The 26,217-nt window shown below is 39.1% G+C and carries 22 protein-coding genes; 11 read left to right on the top strand and 11 right to left on the bottom strand.

Translation table 11 applies throughout. The features are described 5' to 3' along the window. Positions 1–15 precede the first annotated feature (15 nt). The 3 genes from tssO (at position 16) to B9A52_RS13520 (ending at position 4,931) form a co-directional block, all read left to right on the top strand. The gene (gene tssO, locus B9A52_RS13510; protein WP_084120967.1) at positions 16–531 is read left to right on the top strand and encodes a type VI secretion system TssO; all 516 of its coding nucleotides are present in this window, start codon (positions 16–18) and stop codon (positions 529–531) included. A 181-nt stretch (positions 532–712) separates the two neighbouring features. Further along, positions 713–2,116: a S8 family serine peptidase gene (locus B9A52_RS13515; protein WP_084120968.1), complete on the top strand. Its 1,404-nt coding sequence runs from the start codon at positions 713–715 to the stop codon at positions 2,114–2,116. Continuing rightward, positions 2,109–4,931 (top strand): CHAT domain-containing protein, encoded by a 2,823-nt coding sequence (locus B9A52_RS13520; protein ID WP_084120969.1) that lies wholly within the window; start codon positions 2,109–2,111, stop codon positions 4,929–4,931. Before B9A52_RS13515 ends, B9A52_RS13520 begins: the two co-directional genes overlap by 8 nt. A gap of 142 nt (positions 4,932–5,073) precedes the next feature. Here B9A52_RS13520 and B9A52_RS13525 read toward each other — a convergent pair whose 3' ends face one another. The 4 genes from B9A52_RS13525 to B9A52_RS13540 all read right to left on the bottom strand — a co-directional run bounded on the left by B9A52_RS13525 (position 5,074) and on the right by B9A52_RS13540 (position 7,757). Then, positions 5,074–5,256 (bottom strand): hypothetical protein, encoded by a 183-nt coding sequence (locus B9A52_RS13525; RefSeq protein WP_084120970.1) that lies wholly within the window; start codon positions 5,254–5,256, stop codon positions 5,074–5,076. A gap of 91 nt (positions 5,257–5,347) precedes the next feature. Next, a complete protein-coding gene (locus tag B9A52_RS13530) occupies positions 5,348–6,682 on the bottom strand; it encodes a D-alanyl-D-alanine carboxypeptidase (protein WP_231955221.1) in 1,335 nt (444 codons plus the stop codon). A 6-nt stretch (positions 6,683–6,688) separates the two neighbouring features. After that, positions 6,689–7,081 carry a DUF423 domain-containing protein gene (locus B9A52_RS13535; RefSeq protein ID WP_084120971.1) on the bottom strand — a complete coding sequence of 131 codons (393 nt, stop codon included), beginning with the start codon at positions 7,079–7,081 and terminating at the stop codon, positions 6,689–6,691. A 1-nt stretch (position 7,082) separates the two neighbouring features. Next, on the bottom strand, positions 7,083–7,757 hold the full coding sequence (locus tag B9A52_RS13540) for a YggS family pyridoxal phosphate-dependent enzyme (RefSeq protein ID WP_084120972.1): 675 nt from the start codon (positions 7,755–7,757) through the stop codon (positions 7,083–7,085). Between the two features lie 36 nt (positions 7,758–7,793). Here B9A52_RS13540 and B9A52_RS13545 point away from each other — a divergent pair, with 36 nt between their 5' ends. Together B9A52_RS13545 and B9A52_RS13550 are read left to right on the top strand one after the other, a co-directional pair. Then, complete coding sequence (locus B9A52_RS13545) at positions 7,794–9,344, top strand: GH3 family domain-containing protein (RefSeq protein ID WP_084120973.1); 1,551 nt, start codon at positions 7,794–7,796, stop codon at positions 9,342–9,344. After that, positions 9,341–9,979, top strand: a complete 639-nt coding sequence (locus B9A52_RS13550; protein ID WP_084123517.1) for a LysE family translocator — start codon at positions 9,341–9,343, stop codon at positions 9,977–9,979. The genes B9A52_RS13545 and B9A52_RS13550 overlap by 4 nt, the downstream gene beginning before the upstream one ends. Positions 9,980–10,201: 222 nt before the next feature. Here the strand turns inward: B9A52_RS13550 and B9A52_RS13555 are convergent, their stop codons facing one another. Continuing rightward, a complete protein-coding gene (locus B9A52_RS13555) occupies positions 10,202–11,842 on the bottom strand; it encodes a hypothetical protein (protein WP_084120974.1) in 1,641 nt (546 codons plus the stop codon). 156 nt (positions 11,843–11,998) lie between these two features. After that, entirely contained in the window at positions 11,999–13,201 is a 1,203-nt protein-coding gene (locus B9A52_RS13560) for a hypothetical protein (RefSeq protein WP_084120975.1), read from the bottom strand. Positions 13,202–13,482: 281 nt separating this feature from the next. Between B9A52_RS13560 and B9A52_RS13565 the strand changes: the two genes are divergently transcribed. Both B9A52_RS13565 and B9A52_RS13570 read left to right on the top strand, forming a co-directional pair. Continuing rightward, a complete protein-coding gene (locus B9A52_RS13565) occupies positions 13,483–13,995 on the top strand; it encodes a zeta toxin family protein (protein ID WP_172805212.1) in 513 nt (170 codons plus the stop codon). Between the two features lie 22 nt (positions 13,996–14,017). Continuing rightward, entirely contained in the window at positions 14,018–14,257 is a 240-nt protein-coding gene (locus B9A52_RS13570) for a hypothetical protein (RefSeq protein ID WP_157370156.1), read from the top strand. A gap of 90 nt (positions 14,258–14,347) precedes the next feature. Here B9A52_RS13570 and B9A52_RS13575 read toward each other — a convergent pair whose 3' ends face one another. Next, the gene (locus B9A52_RS13575) at positions 14,348–16,525 is read right to left on the bottom strand and encodes a penicillin acylase family protein (protein ID WP_084120978.1); all 2,178 of its coding nucleotides are present in this window, start codon (positions 16,523–16,525) and stop codon (positions 14,348–14,350) included. Positions 16,526–16,612: 87 nt separating this feature from the next. Here B9A52_RS13575 and B9A52_RS13580 point away from each other — a divergent pair, with 87 nt between their 5' ends. After that, positions 16,613–17,368: an EcsC family protein gene (locus B9A52_RS13580; protein WP_084120979.1), complete on the top strand. Its 756-nt coding sequence runs from the start codon at positions 16,613–16,615 to the stop codon at positions 17,366–17,368. A gap of 289 nt (positions 17,369–17,657) precedes the next feature. Then, positions 17,658–18,281, top strand: a complete 624-nt coding sequence (locus B9A52_RS13585; protein ID WP_084120980.1) for a DUF1566 domain-containing protein — start codon at positions 17,658–17,660, stop codon at positions 18,279–18,281. Positions 18,282–18,345: 64 nt separating this feature from the next. Here B9A52_RS13585 and B9A52_RS13590 read toward each other — a convergent pair whose 3' ends face one another. Next, the gene (locus tag B9A52_RS13590; RefSeq protein ID WP_084120981.1) at positions 18,346–19,113 is read right to left on the bottom strand and encodes a 3-keto-disaccharide hydrolase; all 768 of its coding nucleotides are present in this window, start codon (positions 19,111–19,113) and stop codon (positions 18,346–18,348) included. A gap of 125 nt (positions 19,114–19,238) precedes the next feature. On the opposite strand from B9A52_RS13590, the gene B9A52_RS13595 reads away from it, so the two are divergent. Together B9A52_RS13595 and B9A52_RS13600 are read left to right on the top strand one after the other, a co-directional pair. After that, complete coding sequence (locus B9A52_RS13595) at positions 19,239–20,150, top strand: DUF1684 domain-containing protein (RefSeq protein WP_084120982.1); 912 nt, start codon at positions 19,239–19,241, stop codon at positions 20,148–20,150. Between the two features lie 324 nt (positions 20,151–20,474). Next, positions 20,475–20,606: a DUF2256 domain-containing protein gene (locus B9A52_RS13600; protein WP_084120983.1), complete on the top strand. Its 132-nt coding sequence runs from the start codon at positions 20,475–20,477 to the stop codon at positions 20,604–20,606. A gap of 53 nt (positions 20,607–20,659) precedes the next feature. Here B9A52_RS13600 and B9A52_RS13605 read toward each other — a convergent pair whose 3' ends face one another. From B9A52_RS13605 to B9A52_RS13615, 3 genes are all read right to left on the bottom strand, one after another. Then, positions 20,660–23,125, bottom strand: coding sequence for a zinc-dependent metalloprotease (locus tag B9A52_RS13605; protein ID WP_084120984.1), 2,466 nt, complete (start codon positions 23,123–23,125; stop codon positions 20,660–20,662). A 62-nt stretch (positions 23,126–23,187) separates the two neighbouring features. Then, on the bottom strand, positions 23,188–25,287 hold the full coding sequence (locus B9A52_RS13610) for a helix-hairpin-helix domain-containing protein (protein WP_084120985.1): 2,100 nt from the start codon (positions 25,285–25,287) through the stop codon (positions 23,188–23,190). Then, positions 25,284–26,063, bottom strand: a complete 780-nt coding sequence (locus tag B9A52_RS13615) for a PorV/PorQ family protein (RefSeq protein WP_157370332.1) — start codon at positions 26,061–26,063, stop codon at positions 25,284–25,286. The genes B9A52_RS13610 and B9A52_RS13615 overlap by 4 nt, the downstream gene beginning before the upstream one ends. Positions 26,064–26,217: the final 154 nt, after the last annotated feature.

Genomic DNA, 26,217 nt, shown 5'->3' on the forward strand with positions numbered 1-26,217 from the left:
AAAAATATAGAAATCATGAAAAATATCTTGAATTCAAAAGAAAGGAATTATGCATTTGCTGTCTATTTGATATCCTTTGTCATTACTGTGACAATCATTATCGGTGCTGTGTATTTCAATTCATTGATTCCTAATGCTGAAAATGCACATCTTCGAAAAAGGATCAGTGATTTTGAGAATCAGATTTACGCACAACAACAATTTATCCAAGCTATGGAAGTATCCAAAACATTAATTGATTCTTTACAGGAATTGGGGTATGTACATCCGTTGATTGAAAGGAATCTTAATGAAAACCTGAGCAATATGGATATACAAGGTGAAGGAGAGTTGTACGGAGTAATTAATAGAGACATTTTCAATTTTATGATTGAATATTCGGACCTGCATAAAAAATTGCTGGTTTTGAACAAAGATCTTCAAGATATAGAAAATCTTAAAAATGAACTTTCAAGAACTAAACTTCAATTGGAGGAAGCCAATAGAAGCCTTGATGCATATAGAAACAGCTCAAATCTTGGTTTGAAATAAAATTGCATTTTACATAATAAAATTTGGACTTATTGTTTTAATTCAACGATATATTCTTAAATTAGTGGAACTTGTTTAAGTATAGTTGTTTTGATTTTGTGATAGGTCTTGTGGGATTTGAAGGAAATTTCCTGTGGACTTTATTGTATCGTTAATTTATTAATATAAGCCTCTTTAATGTATGAAAAGTAGTAGAAATTGTTTTCTGTTCATTTCGATTGTCCTTGTCACCTTATTATTTGGATGTAAAAACACAAAAGTTTCAAAACCCTCTTTCACCTCTGAACACAAGAAAAATGAGGCAATTGTTTTTTTCAGTAATCTGGAATTTAAAAAGAATTTATCAGACTCTTTAGAAAAATTGTTAACAATTGAAAATAAAGGTGTTCTCCCAAAAATTACCAAAAAACCATGTTCTAATTGTTTGGAGTTAAGTGAACTTTGGACTGCAGAAGGATTGGACTCCTTGTTAATTAGAATAATGAACGGCCATGGGGATCGAATTGCAACTGCCGATCGTTCTACGCAAGGAGTAAATGATGGCTATGCTGTTTTTGGGCTAAATTTTTTGACATCAATGCCTGAAACTTTGAAAGAGGAAAAAACGATTGGGAAATTTATTATTCCAAAAGATATATCTTTTTCGGAAAGTGGCAATAATTTTATTGTAGGTATTTTGGATTCAGGAGTGGATTTAAATATTTTCCCTTTGGAATTTCTTTTTTTAAATTCGATAGATGACGCTTGTTTTAAAAATGAAAGGTACGGTTGGAATTTCGTGAACAATTCTTCTGATATTACAGATGGAACTATTAGTAAGCACGGTACTTTGGTAAATGCATATATACTAGAACAATTTTTAAATGAAGGAAAAATTAGACCTAAACTGTTGAATGTTAAAGTTTTGGATAATCTAAACTCAGGAACATGTTTTGATCTGCTTTGTGGGATTCTATATGCCAAGGAAAAAGGTGCTAAAATCATCAACGCCAGTATGGGGTTTTATGATAATACCGAATACACAAATAAAACAGATTATAAAAACTCCATATTTTATATGTTGCTAGAGGAGCATTTATTACCAAATGAAATCCTCCTTGTAACAGCAGCGGGGAATATTGGAAGTTCCACCGGAAATTCCAGAAACTTGGCTCAGAACAGATTTTATCCAGCTTACATGAGTGAAACAAATGTCAACAGGCCAAATAATGTAGTGACTGCCACGACTATAAATCCAAATTTAGAAGAAGTCAGCCCTAGACAAAACTATTCACCAAAACACGTTGATGTTGGAGTAGTTTCAGATTCGATTGAAGGTGAAATTTATAAATTTGATTATCCTTTTTTTTATCAAAATAGTGGAGGAGTTCAACCTTTCACAACCGGTTCGTCATTTGCTAATGCCATTATGACAGGCAAAATTGGAGCCAAATTCGATTTTAGACTATCTTATATGTTTAAAAATTCGCCAAAATCAGAATGGTCAGAAAAATTTCTTGATTTAGGGATTTATCAGCAGGATTCACCTAATCAACTCTCCGGATTTATTTATAAAGGTAGATATTCTCATAGAAGGGATGAATAGTGTATTTAAGAAATATTTCCTTATTGGAATGGCGATTTTTACATCAAATTGGTTACAGTTAAATTTTTTATTTGCCATTCAGAATGAAACTAAAGTGCCCATTGATTGGATAAACAAAATCAATGATATCCGATTTGAGAAAAATGGATTTATAGATACCAAGATCAAGAAATTGGAAATTCTTATGGATGAATATATCCAATTGGGTTACCAAAAAGACAGTATCTATGCCCGCATGGCTCATAGACTCGGAGACTATTATAGGATCCAAAATGATACTGATAAGGCTATCCAATTGTTCGAAGAAGCAGTAAGGATAAATAGCAGCAATAGTATTTACTCTGAATACAACTATCTGTGTGAAACATATTGCAATATGGGCCTGACCTACCTGAACATTGATCTGGAAAAGGCAGAGACTTATTTCGAGAAAAGCTTGGAAATTTTTGAAATATATCCTGAAAAGAAAGGTTTTGTTGCCGCTTTGATCCATGAACATATGGCCTCGTACTATTTTGGTTTGGGAGATTATCAAAAAGCCATTGAGATCATTGATTATGCTATGGCCACTATCCCTAGCATTACAAGCACAATAGATGGTAACATGCTGCTACTCCAAAAAGCTTACTCCCTTTTACTTTTGGAGCAGATGGAGCCATCCAGGGATATTTTCGAAAGGATAATTCCGGTATTTGAGCAAGAAGGAGTGGCTGATGAAAAAAAAGCAGTGGCATTTTCAATCTATTCGCAGTTTCTTGAAACATCAGATAGAATTTCTGAAGCTTTTGACTACTTGGAGAAATGCCTTCAGATCCGAAAAGTCTTGGGTTATCACACTTCGGTAGCCAATACACTATACAAAATGGGGTCAATGCTTTCAGATTCCAACCCGAAAGCAGCCATAGTTTATTTCGAGGAAGCTTTAGGTTACAGCCAAGGGAGCGAAGCTGAAATGCTTATACCGGTGATTTATAATGGTTTAGGTGTTCTTTTTCAAAAAAAAGATGATCACTTTGAGGCTTTGAGATTTTTCCAAAAGGGGCTTGTTGCAATGGGAAAAAATTTTGAAAACAACAATGTTTTCACCAATCCGGATCCTGCTTATTTCAGAAATTTTTCCAATGACCAAATCGGTTTTGTTTTATTGAAAAATAAAGGGGAAAGCCTTCTTGAACTATACAATGAAAAGCCGAAAGAGAAAGGTTACTTAGAGGCTTCCATTAAAACCCATTTTTTGGCTGATAAATTGGTAGATCAGATGCGCTGGAACCAAAATAATTCGACATCAAAAGAATATTGGAGAGGAAGAACCAAAAGTCTTTATGAGAAAGCCCTTGAAACCTCCATTCTGGCAAATAATCCTGAACAAGTGTTTTATTTCCTGGAAAAAAGCAGGGCAGTGTTGTTGAATGACAAACTAAACGAACTAGGTGCTATGCAGCTCTTATCAGACGAAGAGGTGAAAAAAGAAACAATATTGAAGAAGTCAATTGATAATTTGCTAAAACAAATTGAAACAAATAAATCTGATAAACTTGGATATCAAAAACTAGTAAAAGAATTATATGATGGACGGGAAGAATACAAGAAGTTTATCAAAAGCCTGGAGGCCAAGTATCCTGTATACTATCAGTATAAGTATGATACCATGGTGTTTTCAATGCAGGAATTAAGGGAAAGAATAATTTCAAATGACCAGGTTTATGTCAGCTATTTTATGGGTGAGGAGAATCTGTTCATCCTTAAAGTAGGTTCTGAAGAACCTGTTTTGGAAATGAAACCCATTGGAACAATCTATGAAAAAATAAACAGATTTAATGAATTAGTAATTGATAAAACCACGCTCAATGGTAACTATTCAGAGTTCGTTGAGTTGTCCCACCAAATTTACCTTGATTTGGTTTATCCTTTGGGATTGAAGGGGGAAAGAATCATTTTTTCCATGGAAGAACAAGTACTTCCATTTGAAATTTTGATCACAAATGAATCTGATCCGGAATCGTTTTTACTTAAAAATCATCCGGTCAGCTTTACATATTCTGCCCAATTTTTGAAAAAAAATAAGGTGTCAACTCGAGATAAGCCAATTAGCCTCTTTGGATTAGCTCCAGTGGATTTTTTCAATGCCAATAAAGCATCCCTGCTCGGTTCAGAAGTATCCTTGAAAAAGCTTGCTGCGATGTTCTCAGGCTCAAAAGTATTGTCAGGGCAAAATGCTTCCAAACAAAACTTTTTAAATGATTATTATAAGTATTCTGTGGTCCATGTTTATTCGCATGCTGATGCCGACAATTATGGTAGTGAACCAATGATTTATTTTTCCGATGACAAATTAAAATTATCTGAGATACCCTTTGACAGTTGGCCTAAGACAGATCTAATTGTATTATCGGCATGTAATACTGGTGTAGGAAAGTCTATCAAAGGTGAAGGTGTGATGAGTTTGGCAAGGGGCTTTGCTTCTTTGGGCATTGCTTCAAGCGTTACAACTTTATGGGAGGTGGATGATAAGGCCACTTACGCGATAACCGAACAGTTTTATCAATACCTTAGAGAAGGTTATTTTTCAGATGTTGCACTTCAAAAAGCAAAACTGGATTTTATAAACCAACAGGACCGGGGAAATAGAATCCCATACTACTGGGGTGGTATGATTTTGATAGGAAATTCTTTTCAGTTTGAAGATGTGGGTAATCAATATCCTTATACATTAGTTCGGATTTTAGTGGTTTTTGCTGTTTTGGTGATGATTTGGTTCTTTTGGGATAAACAGAAAAAAAGGACCATTAATCATCCAAGCCGTGTGAAGGATTGATTTTCTGCAATTCTTCTAAATCAAGTTGGTCCTTTAATCGGTTAGCGGCTTTCTTTGCCATTATCAAGCTCTTATAATATTGACAGCAAACCCCCCAATCGTTAAATACCTTACATTATTTAAATGAAAGTTTTTCCATATATCAACTATTTGTTCTTGCATCCTGTGTTAGGTTAGATTTTGATGCTTTGCTCATTGTTTGTGAAATTTCTATCAATACAAAAAGTCTTTCCAGCCTTTCCAAGTAGGAAAGCGCTCTTACTTCTTTAATCCTTTTTTCTTCAATTATATTTGGATGGGCATAAGTAAATTTTCTTTTTTCCATGCCTTAAATTAGAAATTCAGTAAGTATTATACAAAATTTAATGGTGGACTTTTGGGATATGTTAAATATCAAGGTGTTTTCATCTCAATCCTCAAAACTTCTCCTTAATATACACCATTACCTTTTCCATTTCCCTTCGGATTTCAGCGGATTTGTTGAGGTAATTGTTGTTCATAAAGGCAAAAGCATATACCTGACCGGAATCAGTGACAATATAACCTACCAAACTGAGATTGTTGCTGATCGTTCCGGTTTTGGCATAGATGTACGGTGTTCTGGCTTTGAAGTTGTTTTTCAAAGTCCCGTTTATTCCTCCCTGAGGAAGGAGTCTCATGATCTGACTGCGGGGCATGGCTTCCTCCAACTTGACCATCAGGGCAATCATGGATCTTGGGGTAATCAGGTTATGTCTTGAAAGCCCGGAACCGTCCACCCATTGCGGCTTGTCAGGCAAATCCCACAAATAGGTTTTCTGTATAAAATCTATGGCCCGCTCAGAATTCAATTCCAAAAACTGTGCATCGGAAATCATCAAAATAAGTTGCTCTGCAATAAAATTATCACTTTCCTGTAGCATTTCTATCCAAAGGGGCAAGAGTGTACCGCCTTGGAAGACCTTATGGGATGAGGGTAAAATTTCTTTACTCAAACCGACCGGTTTATTGATTTGGTTTTCAGCCAATTTTGTAAAAAGTTCCGATGAGGTGATAAATGGAAGTTCCGATTTGGTGGCAGTGTAGGTGTTTGGGTTGAAGTAAAAATCATTGCTATGAAAAGTTCTTTCCACATGCTTGATTTCTTTTGTTGTATTGATTATTACTTTATTGAAATTGGAGATATTGGGAATCGGGGTTCTTTTTTGATTGGTGTAGGTGACAAAATTCCCATAAATCGGAAAAGGAGACTTCTCAGATGAGTAGGAATAATAATAATCATCCCATTGCCAACCATATCCAAAAGCCTCATCTTTCCAGTTCGAATCTGAAAATCTGATGGATTTGTAGCGGCCAAGGAATTCTGAAATCTTGGTATGGGGCATGTTTTTATATTTCCAAACAGGGAATCCTGTTCCCCAAAACGTAATTCCACCATCGTTTTCTATATACCTAAAAGCCGGTAAGCTATCCTTCAATACGACTAAACTGCCATAAAAAGTCAAAAGCTTGGTAGTCGAAGCCGGAATGAAGTTTAAGTGACTGTTTTTTTCATAGAGGACCCTTTGACTGTCCAAATCGAATAGAACGAATCCGGTAAGGTGATTTCCAAAAAACGACCTTTCGTTCAACAGGCTGTCAAGTCCCAGATACCTATTTACAATTTCTGATTCTTGCCCAAAACTGACATTTGAATACAAAAGAAGGAAGAAAACCAGTAAGATTTTTCTGATCGGGCAAAGGGATAGGAATGAAAATTTGATTTTGTTCAAGGTTTATTATTTGATTTTATTCTGACTTTTTTTGACAGAGAATGCCAACAATCCCCAACCCAGGATAAATGCTACACCTCCTATAGGAGTAATGGCTCCAAGCCAGGAAATCCCGGTCAAGGAAAGCACATAAAGTGATCCCGAAAAAATCAGGATTCCTATAAAAAACATCCAAACAACTGTGTTTAGCCTTTTGACGACAGGTTCTGACCGCTGCCATATTCCTACAGCAAGAATGGCCAACGCATGATAAAAGTGGTATTTAACGGCTGTTTCAAAAGTTTCTGTTCTAGCATTGCTTTCCAGGATTGCTTCCAATCCGTGAGCCCCAAAAGCTCCTATGGCTACTGCCAATCCGCCTAGAATTCCGGCAATTTGAATAGTATTGAGTTTGATCATATTATTTATAATTTCTTTCTCCAAAGATTGCCGTTCCGATCCTGACCATAGTACTTCCCTCTTCCTGTGCAATGTTGTAATCACCGCTCATACCCATGGATAATTCTTTCATTTCAAAATTCTGGGGAAGCATTCTATTTTTTAGTGTTGTAAATAATTGGTAAAGTCCACGAAATTCTTTTCTGACTATTATCGTATCATCCGTATAGGTAGCCATACCCATCAATCCTGAAATTTTGATGTTTTTGAGTTCTTGGATCTCGTTCCCGGAAATTATTTCTTCCAGTTCATTTTCGTCCAAGCCAAATTTACTTTCTTCTTTAGCGATGTAAATCTGAAGAAGACATGGGATTATTCTGTTTACTTTTTCTGCCTGTTTATTGATTTCTTTGAGCAATTTCAAGGAATCCACACCATGGATTAAATGTACAAATGGGGCTATGTATTTGACTTTATTGCTTTGAAGATGCCCGATCATATGCCACCTGATATCATCAGGTAATTCAGCTTGTTTTTCCAACATTTCCTGAACCTTATTTTCTCCAAAATCCCTGATTCCTAAATCATAAGCTTCTTTAATGGCAGAGATAGGTTGGGTCTTGCTTACGGCTACCAATAAACATTGAGGATTTGAAAATGTATTTTTTATTTTATTTAGGTTTTCTTTAATGCTCATTCGTTTAAATTTGGTGAAATCAATCCAAACAAAGATATGGCTATATTGGGTACATTGCTAAAAAAGGGCATCAGATTAAGGGATTCTTTGGAACAGGAATATAGCTCTCCCTTAGAACTTCAAAAAGTCGAACTTAAAAAATTGTTGATCAAAGCGGCAAAGACTGAATTCGGCAGGAAGTATAAATTTGATGTGATTTTGAAAGAGTTTAAAAACCGGGATGATAGTTTTTACAAGTCCTTTGCCCAGCATGTTCCCATTTATAATTATGAAAAAATCTACAATGAATGGTGGTATAGACTCAAAGCAGGGGAGAAGAATATAACCTGGCCTGAAGCCATCAGGTATTTTGCGCTCACCTCAGGCACCTCAGGTGCTTCTTCCAAATATATTCCCATATCCAAGGATATGGTAAAGGCTATCCGAAGAACAGGAGTAAGACAGATTCTTTCCCTTTCAAAGTATGATTTACCGGATGAATTATTTACCAAAGGAATTTTAATGTTGGGCGGAAGTACTGATCTGGAATTTAATGGGACCTATTTTTCCGGTGACCTCAGCGGCATTACGACAGGAAGGCTTCCTATTTGGTTTCAGACTTTTTACAAACCCGGCAAGCAGATTTCCAAAAATAAGGATTGGGGAGAGAAGTTAGAGCAAATTGTAGAAATGGCTCCAAAATGGGATATAGGAATAATTGTTGGGGTGCCTGCTTGGTTGCAGATATTGATTGAAAAAATCATAGAAAGATACCAATTGAAAACGATCCATGATATTTGGCCAAATCTGACGATTTATGTGCACGGGGGAGTTTCTTTTGAACCTTATATTAAGGGTTTTGAAAAATTGATGGCCAAGCCCTTGATTTATATGGAAACCTATTTGGCTTCGGAAGGTTTCTTGGCTTTTCAGGCTTTGCCAGAAAGGAAATCCATGAGGCTAGTACTGAACAATGGGATTTTTCATGAATTTGTACCTTTCAACGAAGGTAATTTTGATGAAAATGGAGAAATCCATCCCAATGCTGAGATATTGAAGATTGATGAAGTGGAGGAAGGAAAAGACTATGCACTTTTGATTTCTACTTGTGCCGGCGCTTGGAGATATCAGATTGGAGATGTCATCCGGTTTGTTTCCATAGAAGAATCCGAAATAGTAATTACAGGAAGGACCAAACATTTTTTGAGCTTGTGCGGAGAACATTTATCTGTTGACAATATCAACAAAGCCATACATTTGGTGGAAGAGGAAATGAATCTGGATATCCGTGAATTTACCGTTTTGGGCTTGCCAAATGGTACTTTGTTCGCCCATCACTGGTTTGCCGGTACGGATAATCAAGTCGATGAGAAAGAATTAAGAGATAAAATTGATGGGCATTTAAAGGTTCTCAATGATGATTATGCAGTCGAAAGGAAACATGCGCTGAAAGAAATGAGACTATCAGTGGTACCTGCTGCTTTGTTTTATGGATGGTTAAAGGCCCAAGGAAAAGAAGGTGGTCAGAATAAATTCCCTAGAGTCCTGAAAGGTGAAAAAATGAATAGTTGGCTGGAATACCTGGAGGAAAATGGCATGAAAATATGAATCAGGCACTGTTAGAAGGTATCAGTATGGGTTTATTGCTTTCCGCGATGATCGGCCCTGTTTTTTTTACTCTGATCCAAAACAGTATTGAAAATGGATTTCGCCATACTGTTATTTTGGCTTTAGGTATCCTTTCAAGTGATTTGATCTATGTAATCATCACATTTTTTGGAGTAAGCTTTTTGGCACAGTATCCAAATTTTGAGGTGATATTAGGCTATGTCGGTGGTCTTGTTTTGATTGGATTTGGGGTTTCTGGCTTTTTCAAAAAAAACAAGGAAAGAATAAGTTCGGGAGGTATGATGATATCCAAACCAAAAAAAACAACCGGCTTTTTAAAGGGGTTTGGAATTAACGGCATCAATCCTTTTGTCATGTTATTCTGGATTTCCATAGCGGGATTGGTTAACCTGAAAGAGGATTTTGAAAATACTGATGTTTTTCTGTATTACTTTGGTTTATTGTTCACCGTCTTTGTAATTGACTTATTGAAGGCCTTTATCGCAAAGCAACTGAAATCATTTGTCACTCCCGGATTGATGAAAAAGCTCAATATTGCAGTAGCAATTGTGTTGGTGTTTTTCGGATTGAGGTTGATAAAGTTTGCTTGGGAGAGGCAATTTTTGTTATCATAATAAATATCATTTCTCCTCCATTATCAAATACAGAATCCTGAAATTTAAAGATTTATAGCCTATAGCCTTTTAGATTTTAGACCTAAGCTCCAATCCCAAAGCTGTTAATTCCCTATTACTTGGGTAGGCTTTGAATCTCGGCTCTCGCATCTCGGCTCTCGCTTCTATTGTCTTGTGTCTTGTGTCTCAAGTCTTGTATCTTGTTTCTTGCGTCTCAGCCTTTCACTCCACCTCCACATCAAACGCCCCATTCACAATTTTTCCATCGATCTTGACCTGTATCCAAATGCGATACTGACCTTCCTCAGGAAATGCGTAAGGAAAAGATACCATACTGTGTTCTGCATGTTCTTCATCAGTCCATTCCCAATGGGACATATCACCCATCAGCAGACTGTCTCTTTCAGCATCCGGAAGTTGGTCCAAAAATTCAAGGACCTTGTCTATGCTGTCCGGGAAACTCTGAACTGTGGGCAGGTTGGTGAAACCGATCTTGCCTGTTTCGAATCTTTCCAATAACATCTGCTGAGAACCCATAGAATAGTTTCCGGTAGGATGGAGGTGGATATAGACCGAACCATCGTGTTTTAGGACTACGGCATGCCCCATCATTCCCAGGTAAGGCTCCAATTTGGCAGGTTCGCCGGCTTGATCAAATAAGGCGAAATCAAGATTATATAATTTCCCCGCATCAAATTTCCCGGTTTCTGTTTCCCAGATGGCAGTATAGCCACCGGGCAAGTCGGTTTTGATGCCAGGTTTACCACAGACCATGATATCTCCATCCAAGGTGCTGACTTTGTTGGTGACTGGGTTGGAAAAAGTGTAAGTATCATCCCTTCCCAAAATCACATCCTGATTGGAAGCTAAACTGAAGTTATTACCCTCAGGGATGGTCAGGTCTGATACTATGGTTTCAGAAAAACCGGTATATCTGGTAATGTCCGCAAACACATGATAATCCCCACTGGGAAGGGGCGGGAGTTTGACTTTGTAATTGAGGGTGTCAATTCTCTGTGGATGAAGATGGGCAAAAACATCCAAATCGCCTTTCCTGATCAAAAACAAATGCATCAATTTGCCATGGTCTGGAACCATATAACTGAGTTTTCTGGTAATTCTCCCATAATTGAGCACTGTAGAATCTACTTTCAGCAACAGATAATCTCCGCCACTTTGCTGTTCGAAAAAGCTTTTGGCCTCAAAAGGCTTGTATAAAGTTTGCTGATAATAGGAAGCCTCTGAATCCCACCAGGATTTTCCACCCCAAACCACCAATACCACTACTAAACTTCCGATGACAATGCCGATCTGTTTTTTTCTGTTGATTTTTGAACTTCTATGTTCTCCCGGGTCACGGATACTGTCTCCCATGGCTGAAGCTACAATGGTAACCATTAAAATGACCAAGAAAATACCTAGGATGATCAATGGAATGCCAAGTTCCATGGGCATATCTTTTTGGGCGGTAGGCATGGCCATAATAGGGACGATGGTTTCAGATGTTTCCCCATTCTCATGAAGAATGATCTGCACACTAGAGGTGCCACCTTCCATAAACCATAATTCTCCTTCATATTTCCCTTCTTCACCTACCACGGGCAGCATGGGGTCAGCGATAGGAGTTCCTTTCAGTCCTGCACTCCAATATACTGGACGGACCTCCATATTGATACCTTGTGGATTTTCAGGAATCACCACGGTAACCAGAGCTATCCCTGGAATTACATCCGGTGGGCTGACATTGGCCAAAATCCTGTAATTGCCCAACTTACCTTCATAAATCACTCCCGGACTGCCCACATGGCTGCTGATTGCGAAACTTACTATGAGCAGAACTAAACTAATTAGGATATTCTTCATGGTTTAAATTTTTTTGATACCCACAATATGAAAGTAAAATTGAATACATTATGCGGCCCGATGTTTGAATAGGCGTTACATCGGTCATCGGTCATCGGACTTCGGACAAGTTTGAAAATTTTTCAATGGAAATTGGCAAGAAAGTCAAAACCCAAATCACCTTTTCACCTGCTTCATCCAATTTCCCCACGAAAGCCCCAATCTTGAAGTGAGGATTCCGATACCTGCAGCGATCAAAAGCCCGCTTATCAATGCCCAGCCCGTATCGATAAACCTGGGATGAAAAGCAAAGCGATACTGAAATTCAGGTGGTGCAGAATATGGCCATGAAAATCTTCCAAAAAACCAGCCTCTTGCCGCTTCGGTATTGAGGAACTCCGCAAAATACCATTGGGCAGGGACAAAAGTGGCTACAAAAGCAATGGATATCAATGCTGCAAACAACCATTTATTGATATTCCTGTACTTGGCCATAAGTACATCTAGGGCAATTGCCGGAACGATTAACAGCATGGGGAAATGATAGGGCTGGAATCTGGTGATATAGTTATAAACCGGGCTTAATCTAGGTTCAGCGGGAAATAAAGGTAAAATCCAGACCATAACAGCCATAATGAAGGTATAAGCTAAAGCCATTTTTGTAGCAGCCCATTTATAGGGTGCTGCATAGGCTACTGACACCATGAAAATGGGGAATATCAGTGCAGCTACCTGATAGGCCAAAGCTCCATGAAGTCTGTTCACAAAGAAATATTCCGAAACCAGCACATAAACCATCGCCAGTAAAAAACCGGATGAAAGGGCGTACATCCATTCCAAGTGTTTTTTGGTGCGTGGATCTGCTTTTCCTTCCAATTTGTTCTGAACTGAGATAACTGAAATCATCGCTCCAAATTGAATCATGATCATTCCCAATCCCAACAAGGCATGCGGCGGTGATAGTATTTTTACATCCAAACCATAAGTACCATGCCACCAATCATCAAAAGGTGCTGAGGTCAGCATGGCAAATGCTCCCCAAACGCAGAACATGGCGCCAAGGGAACCATGAAAAATGCCCCAGAATTTGATGTTTTGGGCTTTTTCCTCTTTCGAACCCCAAAAGCTTGTTTTCAATACTTTTACTCCTGAAAACACTCCTGCGATTACCGCACCGAGATATATGGCAATATGGGGCGGGGAAAACAGGCCATCCCTTCCCACACTCATATGCCAGGAAATATCCCAAAGTAACCCGACAGCGATGCAAAGAGATGCAAATACGGAAGCATAGATATAAGTAGGAATTGATTTGACTTTAGTTTCCGTTTTGGTATAGGAAGTTTCTGTCAGTGTGGCTGTTGAAAAATTGTGGTTCATAGTGATTTCATTTTAAGGCGAATATAAATATAAAGTCAAAAGATTTAAAGTTTTTTAGAATAGATATAAATATGAGATGAGTTATTTATATTTGATTTATGCCAAAATTTGAAATTTCTAAAAAGCAAATAGATTTTTATTTGGAAAACAAAAGTAAATTGGTTGATAAATATCTTAATGCCTTTCCCCAAATAATTGATCCGGATGCTGTCAGAGACTTGTTTACTCCAATAGGGTATGATAGAACCAATGTTTCAGAATTTCAGAATGTGTGTAAATTATTGACGGAAGACATTTTTCAGGAAATTTTAAGGCGAAATATTGGGATTGTTTCCAAAGTTATTTTTGCTGGAGGATTACCAGCAACAGGAAAATCATCTCATTTGAGAACTTTTGTGCAAAATGAAATAATTTTTGATGGTACTATTAATGATGAGGATAAGCTGTTGGGTTATATCAGAAAATCGATGCAACTTGGGTATCTTGTTGAAATATTTATATATAGTTGCGAACCCAAAAGAGCGTTTGAGAGTAATTTAAATAGAGGGTTTTTGTTTGGACGATACGTTCCGATTTCACATTATGTAAAAGTTGCAAAAAGCTTGAATAACAGAGAAAAACTTATAAGAATACATTTTCAAAACCAGGTCAAAATCTTTAATTTCGAACATACTAAGTTTGAGGGAAAGCTTAAAAAATTTAGACCCATTATTATAAAAAGAGATGAACTCGAGACCATTGCAAAAGGACATAAATTCAGAGATAAAAGAACTTTTAAAAAAGTCATTGCCTGAAATTTCAGACAAAGTTTCCAATATGGAATCTTCTATGCCAGCAATAAATGATTTAAAATCAATGATGGAAAAAATAGAAAGATTGTTAATGGAAGCTAGATCATTGACAGCAGCGAAAAAGATCACTGAAATGACAGAAGAAGAAAGAAGAATGTTATTGATGTGGCCTGATGAAAGAAAATTTTATCTGGAATATAAAAATAAGAACCCTCAAGATCCTTGGTCTTATTACACGGAATATATTAAGAAGGTTAAAGAATAGTTACTTTCAATAAGGCTCAGTTTTTAAAATTATTTTTTTGGATATTTTTTGGTCCAGTTAATAATGGGATTATTAGCAGAAATCTGTTGTTTAGTTAGTGGAACCCGGCCTATAAATCCTCCTGGCATTCTCCAGCACATCTTCCCTATAATAACTGACATCCTTGAAAACTCCTTTACTGTAGTTTTCTGCCTGATCTACAAAGTGGGGGGAAAAGGGATTGCCACTTTGTCCACCGGCCAAGAGTGATTTTGCCCTGACTTTCTCTCCAAATTCTACTGCAGCGACAAAGCTATTCCCGACATTCCCGTACCATTTTTTGGTATTGGGGTAGGCCCGACTGCCATAAGCCGCCAAGGAACCCCAAAGAGAGGAATTATATCCTACAGGCAAACTTGGCAACTCATCATAGAATATGCCCTGAATTTCGTTGGTAACCCTTTGGAAGCGGTTGATTTCGCCCCAAGGGGTGTTCCAGGTTCCAAAGTCTTCTACAAGTTTGTCAATGGCTTTTTCCAGGGCTGATACTTTCATTTCATCAGTGGTATTTTCGGCCAAAAAGTCAAAAATATAGGCATCCCAAGGCCTATCCAGTTCCCTCCCTGTAGCAATCAATTGATTTCCCCAGAAAACGGCCAAGGATGTGCCCACTGAATTGACTCCTGTTTTTAAATCCCAAGAAGAAAGCGCAGCCATAGGTTCTTTCAATTTCGGTTTTCTTGGATCATCTTCAGAAAGGCTTTGGTAAGCTTTTTCCAATGCAGGAATCATGGGATCAAAGGCCATCAAAGTTGGTTCATAGGCAACTTCCGAGATCAGGGATTCCAATGTAAGGTCTTTTTTGTCGGAAAGAATCCTGACGGCATTTACTCCTCTTGCATTTTCCAGATCCCAAGCGATATAGGGTGGATAATCTACGCTTTTAGGACTGAATGGTCCAGCAGCAGTAAATGGGGTTGAATTACAGTGCTGTATCCAGCCATTCTCCGGATTCTCGATATAGATCATTTCTTCAATTTCATGCAATCCTTTCCATTCAGTAGCAGGATTACTTCCATCCACCACATTCCTCCAATCAAATTGTGGATCTCTTACCGGAATAAAATTCCCATGATAGTACACAATATTGCCATCACGATCAGCATAGACCGTGCTGTTGGAGGAATTGGTTTTCAGTTCCATATTGGCTTTGAACTCCGCATGATTTTTTGTTTTAGTCCGATTATAGGACTGGGTCAGGGCTTTTTCCCGCTCTACCATCAATGCGATGGCAACCCACTTCCCATTTTCCTCTCTAATGACAGGTCCATGATGGCTATAGAAAGCAGTGAATTCCCTGCTTTGCATTTCATTCCCCTCTTTATATGGAACTATGATTTTTTTCTCAATAAGTGGTCTCCATTCTTTCCCGAATTTGTAATGGTATTTTCCTTTCCTTTTTTCAACAGTCAGGGCATAATGGTCTATGGCATCTGCTTTGGCAGAAGTATGCATCCAGCCGTTGTATTCATTGAATCCTTGGTAGATGAAAAACTGTCCCCAAGTTACCGCGCCGTATGCATTCAAACCTTCCTCACTGACCATATGAACTTCCGGTCTAAAATAGAAAGATGTATGTGGGTTGATCATCAGAAGGGCATTTCCCGATTTGGATAATTTAGGTGCAATCGCAAAACCGTTTGAACCCCTTGGTTCTTCCTCCCAATCCCTTTCAGCATAAATAAGATGGGCATAAAAGTCTTTGTCATAAAATGCTTTCAATTGATTGACCGAAATGCTTTCGATATCACCGCCAATGCTCCCCTCACTGAATGTCAGCGCCATCCAAGGTTCAAATCTGGTAAGGAGTTTGGGTTTTACTTCAGGATGGGTATAGAGAAAATAATTGATTCCATCTGCCCAGGCATTCATCAGGTCTTTGAGCCATTGAGGGGAGTTTTGGTATTCTTTTTTCACCACCTCCTCGTCAATATAGAGCTTCATTCTGAGGTCTGCATATATTTCCTTTGCCCCTTCTACTTCTGCCTTTCTACCCATAGCCGTAATGTAATTCATTTCCACCCGGTTAAAATCATCCTCGCATTGTGCATAAATCATCCCAAAGACAGCATCAGCGTCTGATTTTCCGTATATATGTGGGACACCCCAATGGTCTCTTACAATCTCTGAATTTTGGGCTCTGTTTTCCCATTTTGAAAGGTCTGATTGAGCAAAATTTGAAAAAGTAAGACTGATGAAAATGAAGAAAAGAAATATTCTATTTAGCATATCTTGGGGTTTTTATTCCGGGGCTAAAAATAATAAATTGTCAATACAACCAATGAAAATATACAGTTTTAAAAGCAATCAGAAAAAATGACACGTTTAAGACCTATTGAGCAGGATTTATATGAACAAATAGCCTATGCTGAACTCAGTGGATGGTTGGTGAAAATAAAGAAAAAACCTTCTTTGTTAAATAAACTGACAAAAAGTACCCAAAGGGGTATTAATAATCTGATTCCGGAGAAAGTACACAAAGCCATTACTTATGCAATTGAAAAAATGGTCAAAGGGGTTTTATTTGGTACAAAGTATATAACCCCCCAACCTCTTCAAGCCAAACGGTTTGAAGAAAGAGAGTATAAAGTAAAAAAAATCATCAAGTTTTATCAAAATACTGCTTCGGCTGAAGGGGCCATAACAGGCGCAGGGGGAATCCTGATGGGCATGGTAGATTTTCCTGCTTTTCTGACCATTAAGATGAAAATGCTCTTTGAGATAGCAGCAGCATATGGATATGATGTCAAGAAGTTTGAAGAAAGGTTATTTCTGCTCTACATTTTTAAGTTGACATTTTCAAGTCAATCCACCCGGCAATCCACCATTGGAATAATTGAAAATTGGGGAGAGTTTGTAAGTTCTATTCCCAAAGCAGCGGAGGAATTTGACTGGAGGGATTTTCAATTGGAATATCGGGATTATATGGACCTTGCAAAACTTGCCCAACTCATTCCGATTATAGGTGCGGGAGTCGGGGCTATAGCCAATTATCAATTGGCGAACAAACTTGGGGAAACTGCAATTTTTTGTTTTAGAATTAGGTATTTTGGTGAAAATATTTCATACTAATTTAATTTAGGATGCCTTGATTTTTTATTTTCCATGCAGAAATTATAAAAACCAATTGATTTATTGTTACTTTTGTATTTAGGCTTTATTCAGAAGTCATCTGTGTTTTTTTAAAATTTACTCACCCAAATTAAATATCACACGGAATGAAAAGAATAGAAAACTTGGAATTTAAAATCCCGTTAATGAATCGGGAATGAAAATAATCTGTAAAAACAATGTTTTATCTATTATAATGATTATTTTTGCATATAAAAAAACGTTATTCAATTTATAATTATTGTCGCTTATGTTTAATTCATCCAAATTATCAGCATTATTAGTATTACTTCTTTTGGCAGGGTTCAGCCTGTTTCTCTCAGGTTGTATCAAAGAAGAAGATCCAACAGAGGTAGTAGTTGGAGAGCCTTTTCAAGGTGGAGTGGTCGGTCATATTTTCCAACCTGGTGAAGAAGGATTTGTTGACGGAGAGACACATGGTATTATCATTGCCCCGGTTGAGCAGGTTTTTGAATCCCAATGGGGATGTCAGGGCAGCTCAGTCACAGGCACATCTACAGAGGTCGGTGCAGGTAGGAAAAATACTGAATTGGTATTGGCTTTTCATGATGCGTTGCCTGATTATTACAATAATCCAACACAATGCCATCCTGAAAATGATGGAACAGTCGCAGCAAGACTAACCATCAATTTTGAAAATGGAGGTTTCAATGATTGGTTTATGCCAAGTTTGAAAGAAATGGATTATCTGTACCAAAACAGAGATAGAATCGGTGGATTTTCCACGGTTGAATATTGGAGTTCATGTGAGTCAAATGCCACAAATGCCTGTGTCATGTCATTCATCACGGGAGAGCAACTTTCCAAACCAAAAAGTGAAGTAAGAAGAGTTAGGGTAATCAGATTTTTTTAAATTCAACTAACCTAAATTTGAAGAGGGTCAAGAAACTTAGTTTTTTGACCCTCTTTTTGTTTTATCAAAAATCAGTTCCTTTGCTGCCCAAGTCCAAAGCCTGAATCCAGATATTGCGATAAAGGACATCATGCCCTTCAGCCTGCAGTTTGATACCTCCCGGACGATCGGTGATTCCTTTACCGCCATCATTTCCACCATCCTGTCCCGAATTTGGGCCACCCCAAACCTGCTGGATTGACTTGTCTTCATGGATTTTTTTTCCATTAAAATAAATTGTAACGCGTGCTTTTTCAGTCAATTTTCCGCCTTCAAATCGGGCTGCCTTAAACAGGATGTCATAAGCATTCCATTTCCCCACGCCATTATACGCCTCTTCCAATGGCAGGTGTTCATTGATAATTGCAGCCATTCCGTGAAGTCCATAATCCCCGTCCAGGATCTGAATTTCATACCTGTTTTGAAGATAAACACCCGAGTTTCCCCCTTCTTTCTGGACCAAAAACTCAACGTGTAACCTGAAATCTCTAAATTCTTCTTTGGTTACAATATCCGCAGCTCCATAAAGACCGCCTGCAGCGGCAGGATCGTTGCTGTTCATAGCGTTACCCTTATCGACAGGATCTTTTACTATTTGCCATTTGATAGGAAGTTGGGCTTTGAATCTAGGACCTTCCCAATAAGTCCAATTATTATCCAGCATTTTTCTGCTTCCATCAAAAAGCATTTTTGCCTCTTTGAGTTTTTTGGTACCCACACCAACTTGGGAAAACGAAATGAAAGGAATTGCCAATAGGATAATGGTCAATAATGATTTTAATGAATTGTTCATGTTTTTTAATTTTGGGTTTGATTCATCAATTTAGTCAGGATTTTTCAGATATGTTGATTGATTCATTCTTTAAAATTATAAACAAAAGATCTTTATCTTGCTTTTTAATACCAAAGGCTCTGTTTATGAAAAAAGCAAAATCAATAGCATTCTTTTTGCCGATCTTATTAGCGCTCTGTTTTTGCCAAAATCCCGAAAAATCCGTCGAGTTTACCAGTGATGAGCATCAGGCTGATGTAGAAGATTGGTATGCTAAAAGGGTAGCCTCCCTAAAAGCAGAAGAAGGATGGCTCAATTTGATTGGTTTATATTGGCTGGAAGAAGGGGAGAATTCATTCGATTCAGATCCGAATGCAGATTTACAACTTGAATCAGAGTCTTTTCCGCTTTCTTTGGGGACTTTTGAACTTGAAGAGGGGAAGGTTTTTTTTATCCCCATAACTGAAGGTGTTAAAATTGGGGATAATACCATTGAAGGGAAAACCCTGATTTTTGATTACGAAAATAAAGTGACCGCGAAACTTTCCTATAAAAGCCTCAGATGGAATATCATCAAAAGAATGGATGCCTATGGTGTTCGGGTCAGGGATTTGGAGGTGGAAGCGGTGACACAATTTGAAGGAATTGAAAGATATCCGGTTTCTTTGGACTGGAGGTTTGAGGCAAGATTTATTCCTTACGAACCTGTTAAGGAGATAGCCATTACCAATGTATTGGGTCAGACAAGTCAGAATCCCTGTCCGGGTTATGTGGAGTTTCAAAAAGATGGGAAGAGTTATCAGATTGACGCTTTGGACGAAGGGGATGAGTTGTATTTGATTTTTGCAGATGAGACGAGTGGGGGAGATACTTACGGCGGAGGAAGGTACATCTATGTCAAAAAACCCGAGCCTAATGGAACCACCATATTGGATTTTAACAAAGCCTACAATCCCCCCTGCGTATTTACGCCTCACGCAACCTGCCCTTTACCTCCCAGACAGAATATCCTTGATTTGGCTATTACAGCTGGGGAGAAGAACTATGGGGAACACTGAAATTAAAGGATGAAGGATAAATTAGGAAGGATGAGTTTGGTTTTTGTTGAAATTAAGGTGTGGGAAGGAAGTACCAAGTACAATGTACAAAGTACTAAGATGCGAGAACAACCTTAACCTGAGTACCAATGACATAAATCGGAGTAGCCGTCACCCTGATCCCGATAGCTATCGGGATCAGGGTCTCTTGAGGATCAGGAAAAGGGTTATTTTGACCAAAAGGGTTATATGCCTTATGTAATTCAAACGTCTAATTGCACCTCCGGAGATCCCTCGTACCTTCCAATAATTTACCTTCGAGTGAATTCAAAAAAATAATCGAAAATGAAAAAAGAGCATCTCCCAACCAAAATATGCCCTGTTTGTAATCGTCCTTTCGCTTGGAGAAAAAAGTGGGAAAAGAATTGGGAAAATGTTAAATACTGCTCCAAAAAATGTTCTGGTGTAAAGAAATAAATTGCTGACAGGCCCTATAGAAATTCATTTCGATAGGGCCTGTCAGCAATTTATCAATATTCAAAATCGCATGTCAGATCAGTAGTGCCGATGGGTGCGCCATCGGGAATGGCCAATTCGGCCGGGATACTGAACTCTTCTTTTTGATTTAGGAAGTTGTTGATTTTATCTGCAAGAAATCTGTTGAAATCTTCATTGATTGCTTTTGACGTCAAAGTTTTGGAAGCATCAGTTTTGGTTTTAGAATCTTTGTTCCAATACAGATAAGCGATTTCCCTGAGTTTATTTCTGCTGATGGCTTTGACAGTCGCAGTGGCTCGTGGGTTATTGGCGAGGTTGATCAAGTGGTCAGTCAACTTGTTTTGCACCATCAGGTTGATTTCTCCCTGATAGGTCCCGTCAAAATTATGCCCAAAAACCTGTTGGATTGTTTTGTCCAAAACCTCTGTGAAAGAAGGTAATGAACTGTCAAATAACTTTTGTTGGTGCAAGCGGTTTGCCCTGCCGGCTTCAAACATAAACTCAAAAGTCATGTCAACAATATTTTCTCCTGGTGCCAAAGGATCAAAATTCAATCCGTTTCTGGAAGGGAAAGTTTCCCTGTTTCGGGAATAACCCATGGGGCGGGGCGGAAGCCTATCAATAATTTGATCAGGGACAGCCAATTGGTCAGGTTGTAATGTATACAGGAGCGCATCCAAGGCGCCGTTTTGTTTGGAAGCTTCCAACCTGGATTGGACTTTTTGATTATCACCTTTTATTTTGTAGGTGTAATCCAATCCTCCCAAAAGCTTACTGGTAGCTTCAATTTGGTACCGGTGCATCAAAAACAGCGGAACAAGAACTTCTTCCATCAAGGCCTCCGGTTGATTCTCTTCAATGGCGTTCAATCCGAAAGTCTCCAGTTTTTTGGACCGCATCTCCAACATCCGCATCAATTCAGCTGAAGCGGATTCGCCATTGTCCCAAAGATGGGAAGTTGGATGGCTACCGCTTGGATGTCTGGAATCTGTATCTGAAATAAATGTATGCCCCGCAGCATAGGTATCTTCAAGTAGCTTTTTTAAAAGCTCCTGCTCAGTTTTGCCCTCTGGAACTGTCTCATAGCCATATCTGATCGCCCATTTGTCCCATTCACCGATTTTATTGTCATAGGCATTACTGAGGTCAATATTTCCTGCTGCATCCATTTGGATCAGGGGATACGGATAATCCATTACAGAGGCACGATTGGTTGGAGAGGAGGCATATGCATGGGCCAAACCTATGGTGTGGCCTATTTCATGGGCAGAAAGCTGTCTCAGTCTGGCCAAAGCCATTTCAAGCATCTTGGGATTTTTTGGTTTGCCATCCTCAAAAGGCTGCAATAAACCCTGGGCAATCAGATAATCCTGACGCACTCTCAGGGAACCCAAGGATACATGACCTTTGAGGATTTCGCCTGTTCTCGGATCTCTTATTGAGGAACCATATGACCAACCTCTTGTAGAACGGTGAACCCATTGGATGACATTGTATCTCACATCCATGGGGTCCATGTCTTCCGGAGCCAACTCTACACGGTAGGCGTTCTTGAATCCAGCGGCTTCAAATGCTTCCGCCCACCAGTTTCCACCTTCCAGCAATGCGGACCGTACAGGTTCAGGGGTTCCTCTGTCAAGGTAATACACGATGGGTTTGACGGGTTCAGAAACAGCTGCTGTAGGATCTTTCTTTTCCAGTCTGTGCCGGGAAATAAACATTTTCTCCATAGGATCTCCAATTGGAGAAGTGAAATCCATATAGTTGATTTGGAAATATCCTGCCCTAGGGTCAAACTCCCTGGGTTGGTACCCATCATCAGGAAGCTCAATAAATGAATGCCTTTGTCTTACCGTTACTGACTCGGGTGAAGGTGTAACCGATCTGATATATCCCCCGGTTGGTGAACCAGTCAGCGTGATTATAGCTTCCACTTCTGTATTTTTGGGAAAGTTTTTGGTCATGGGATAATGCATGGCACTTCTACTCGGCTCAGGCTTATAGCTGCCCTGTTTTGATCTTGTAAGTGTTTCTGCTACCATATAAGCATCCTGCATATAGAAAGAAGTGGCATCTATCAGGTGCTTTCCGTCCTCTGTATTACTGATTTCAAAACCCCAAAGCACAGATTCCGCAAAGGCATCCCGAACCGATTTGACCTCAGCAGGATTGTCACTGTAAGCCCTGAAATCATAATTTTTGTGGACCAATAATAATTTATTGCTGGCTTTTCTGAACTCCACGATTCTGGTTCTGCCCAACTGACCCCGATCGAGTCCAATGTCATTGGAACCTATACCAGCCGGCATAGAAGTGACATAAAGGAATTCCTGGTCCAGCTTATCGATTTCCAGATAAATCTTCCCCTTGTCTTCATCGGTGTAAAATGTAATAAACCCTTCTTTTTTGGACAGCTTACTTTTATCAATGCTCTGGGAAAAAGTCGGGTTAATGGAATAAAGTCCAAGACAAAAGATCAACAGTATTGTTTTTTTCATGATAGGTGGTTTTGTTTCGAAGTTAAAAAAAAGGTTTAACAAGGTGCTACCGATAATGGAAATTATCTGTTGAATTGATATCTCATCTGGAAAACCGTTTCTGTCTGCCTGAATCCGTTGATCCGTTGGAGACCTGTACCGATGATTTCACGATCGGTGTAAATGGTTCTGGAAAAACGGGCCCAAATGCTCAGTTTTGGACTTAATCTATATTGTCCCAAAATATAATACCGCATCCCCTGACCACTCAGGGCAGGAATGGAAAACAGCCAAAGTACATTCCTTTCGTAGATAAATTGCCTGTTGTCCCAATTATCGGTATCAAACAATGCCACACGCGTGGAAATGCGCCATTTTTGAAAATCCACATTGACATCCTGACTGATTACAAATCCTTTTGTTCTGCTTTCATTGAAATCAAATGAACTTGCCATGACCCGGGATTTGATGCTCCAATGCTTGTCAATGCCGTAATCCAGATTGAATACATAATTCCATTTTTTCCCTTGGCTAAGCAGATACGAAGATTGAAAAGAAGGATATTCACTGATATTCCTTGCTTTGGATTCCTCTCTGAGCTGTACAAAAAGCAACAGATTTCGGGACGGGGAATAGGTAAAGCGGGTCAACCATTCATGTCCCGATGAAGGGGCATATATCCTGTACCGTAGCCAGGGAAATCTGAAATAGTCATAGTAAAATGACCAGGTATATTTTTGATTGGGTTTGAAGTTCAGACCAAAATAAAGCCCGTGCTCATTGATAGGCCTTGTACCTTCTGAAAAGGCATTTCCATAAAAACTGTGGAAGTTCCTATCAAATCTCCTCCAAAGCACAGAAAAACCGAGTTTGGGATGTAAGGAACTCATCATTCCCAGAATATTTCCCTTGCCCCCGCTTTTTGAAACAGCAGATTCGCCGAAGAAAAAGTAATTCTGATAGCTGTAAGCAAAGTAGAGGCTGTGCACATGGTTCTCTTGTCCATAAAATTCAAATTGGTTGTAGATCTGGGGATTTCGAATAAAGGATTGTCCAAACCTGCTAAATAGGGAATTGATCCCGATTTGAAGACTTTTATTGGGACTGTTGTAGTGGATGTTTCCGCCCAGGTTACTTTCCCGGATCCGGCTTTTGTTGGCAATTTCTGTTGGGGTTCGGTGCAGTCCGTTGCTTTGAAGGGAGGTGATGATGGCTTCCTCTCTTTCAAGCGTGTCCAACTGAATACTTACATTCCCGTCTCTTGGGGCATTGGAGGCCATCAAGGTAATGTTTACCAGCCCTGCTTGGTAGGTGGTAGAGATGCCCCTGAAAAACCCAAATTCCAGTGCCGCTGTGTAGGGTCTGATGCCTATGGAACTTCTGCGGATAGTGGTGATGGTTTCAGCTCCTTTTCCTACTGCAAATCCAGCCCCGTACACCAAACCCTGGCCAAATTGCATTTGAAAATCCCCTATCGAAATTGCTTTCCATTTCCCTTGGTTATAAAGTGTGGCATGGTAGGAGAAAAAGTTGAAACCATAGCGTTTGGTATTGCTGTCCCAAACAAACTGTTCCCCGGGGTCTTTGTCGATGGTAAATCCAAAGCTGAAATCCCGGGTATGCTGCACCCGGAATCTCCCATACAAGTTGTTGGCATCACCAAGGTAACGACTGCTCAACCGGCCATTACTCAGGGTATCGGGCGGGGTGAAGCCTCTTCTTGTTTCCCAAACCCTGCTGTGTCTAAAAATAAAATAGGCATCCCGCGATTCCAGGATCCTTTCCGAAAGCGGCCCATGGATTTTTTCACTGTCATCCAAAACCACAAAGGGCAAGAGTTGATAGATAGTCTCCAGATCAAATTCGGGAATAGCCTGCAATTCATATAAGGAAATCAGTTTGCCGAAACTTTGCTGATACTCGAAAAAACTGTTGATCTGAATCGGCTTCAAAATATAGATGGACTGCAATTCCTCAGGATTGGTTTTGTTCAGGTTGATGGGATTTAAAAATACCTGCAGCAGACTTTCATACAAATCCTCATAATCTTCATCGGTGCGCTGAATGCCAAACAAATCTTCTACAAAGTTTTCGATATTGATTTCTCCTTTTCTATAAGTCTGCGCCGAACTGTCGAGGCAGAAAAAAAGCATCAATACCGTTATGGTAAACAAATACCTCATTTTTCAGAAAAAAGGTAATTGAAGGAAAAATGATGTGTGAAACCCAAGGCAGGATGCTGGGTCATGGCATAATCAATGTGGAATTTACGTGGCTTGAATCCTATACCAAAAAACAGTTTTCCCGGATTGGTATTCATTCCGGCCCTGGCCCAGAATCTGTCCAAGAGGTTGTATTCAACTCCTGTTTTGATCAGTGGATCCAGGAGAATATCTTTTTCGGCTTCAATATTCACCATGACCTTTTCGGAGGGGCGATAGGAAATCCCGGCTTTTACCACCGTTGGCAATCTCTCCAGGCTGTTGTTTCCGTATTTTGACCTGGTGACGTTGTACACATGCGCGCCGAAAAACAATTCAGGAGTAAGTTCAGCCACTCCGCCGAATTCAATCAGGGGGCTGGCACCTCGTCCAAATCCCTCAATACTGGTCTGAAAATAGCTGACTTTGATGCCCAGGCTGGTGATGCCCAACTGATTTGAAAAACCAATCCCGATTTGTTTTTGGGAAAAAAGTTCTGAGCCAAAACTGGAGACTCCCAATCCAAATGCTGAATTCTCCCCCTTTAATACAGCACCAGCTGAAAGCGTGGTCAACTCGTTCAGATTCATCCTATGGTCATAAGCAAAAGTGACCTGGGAGGAAGAAATACGGCTCAAAGCCCCGATATTGTTAAAAACACTCCAAACATCACCCAAAGTGGTATGGGCATTTCCTAATCCCATACTTCTTGCACCCCGGGGTTGGGCTTCCTGACCGGATTGGGCTATAGCTTCCATCTTCGACAGAACAGCGCATAAAAGGCAAATAAAAACAAGTCTTCCCATGGGTATAAAAAAAATGATCCGACAAAAAGCCAATAGATTAAATTTAAAAAAGCTGTTTTTCAGAAAAAAGTCGGAGACCGATATTATCCGTTTAATTTCGGCTAAA

Origin of the sequence: Aquiflexum balticum DSM 16537 (genome assembly GCF_900176595.1) — a bacterium.
GTDB classification, from domain to species: domain Bacteria; phylum Bacteroidota; class Bacteroidia; order Cytophagales; family Cyclobacteriaceae; genus Aquiflexum; species Aquiflexum balticum.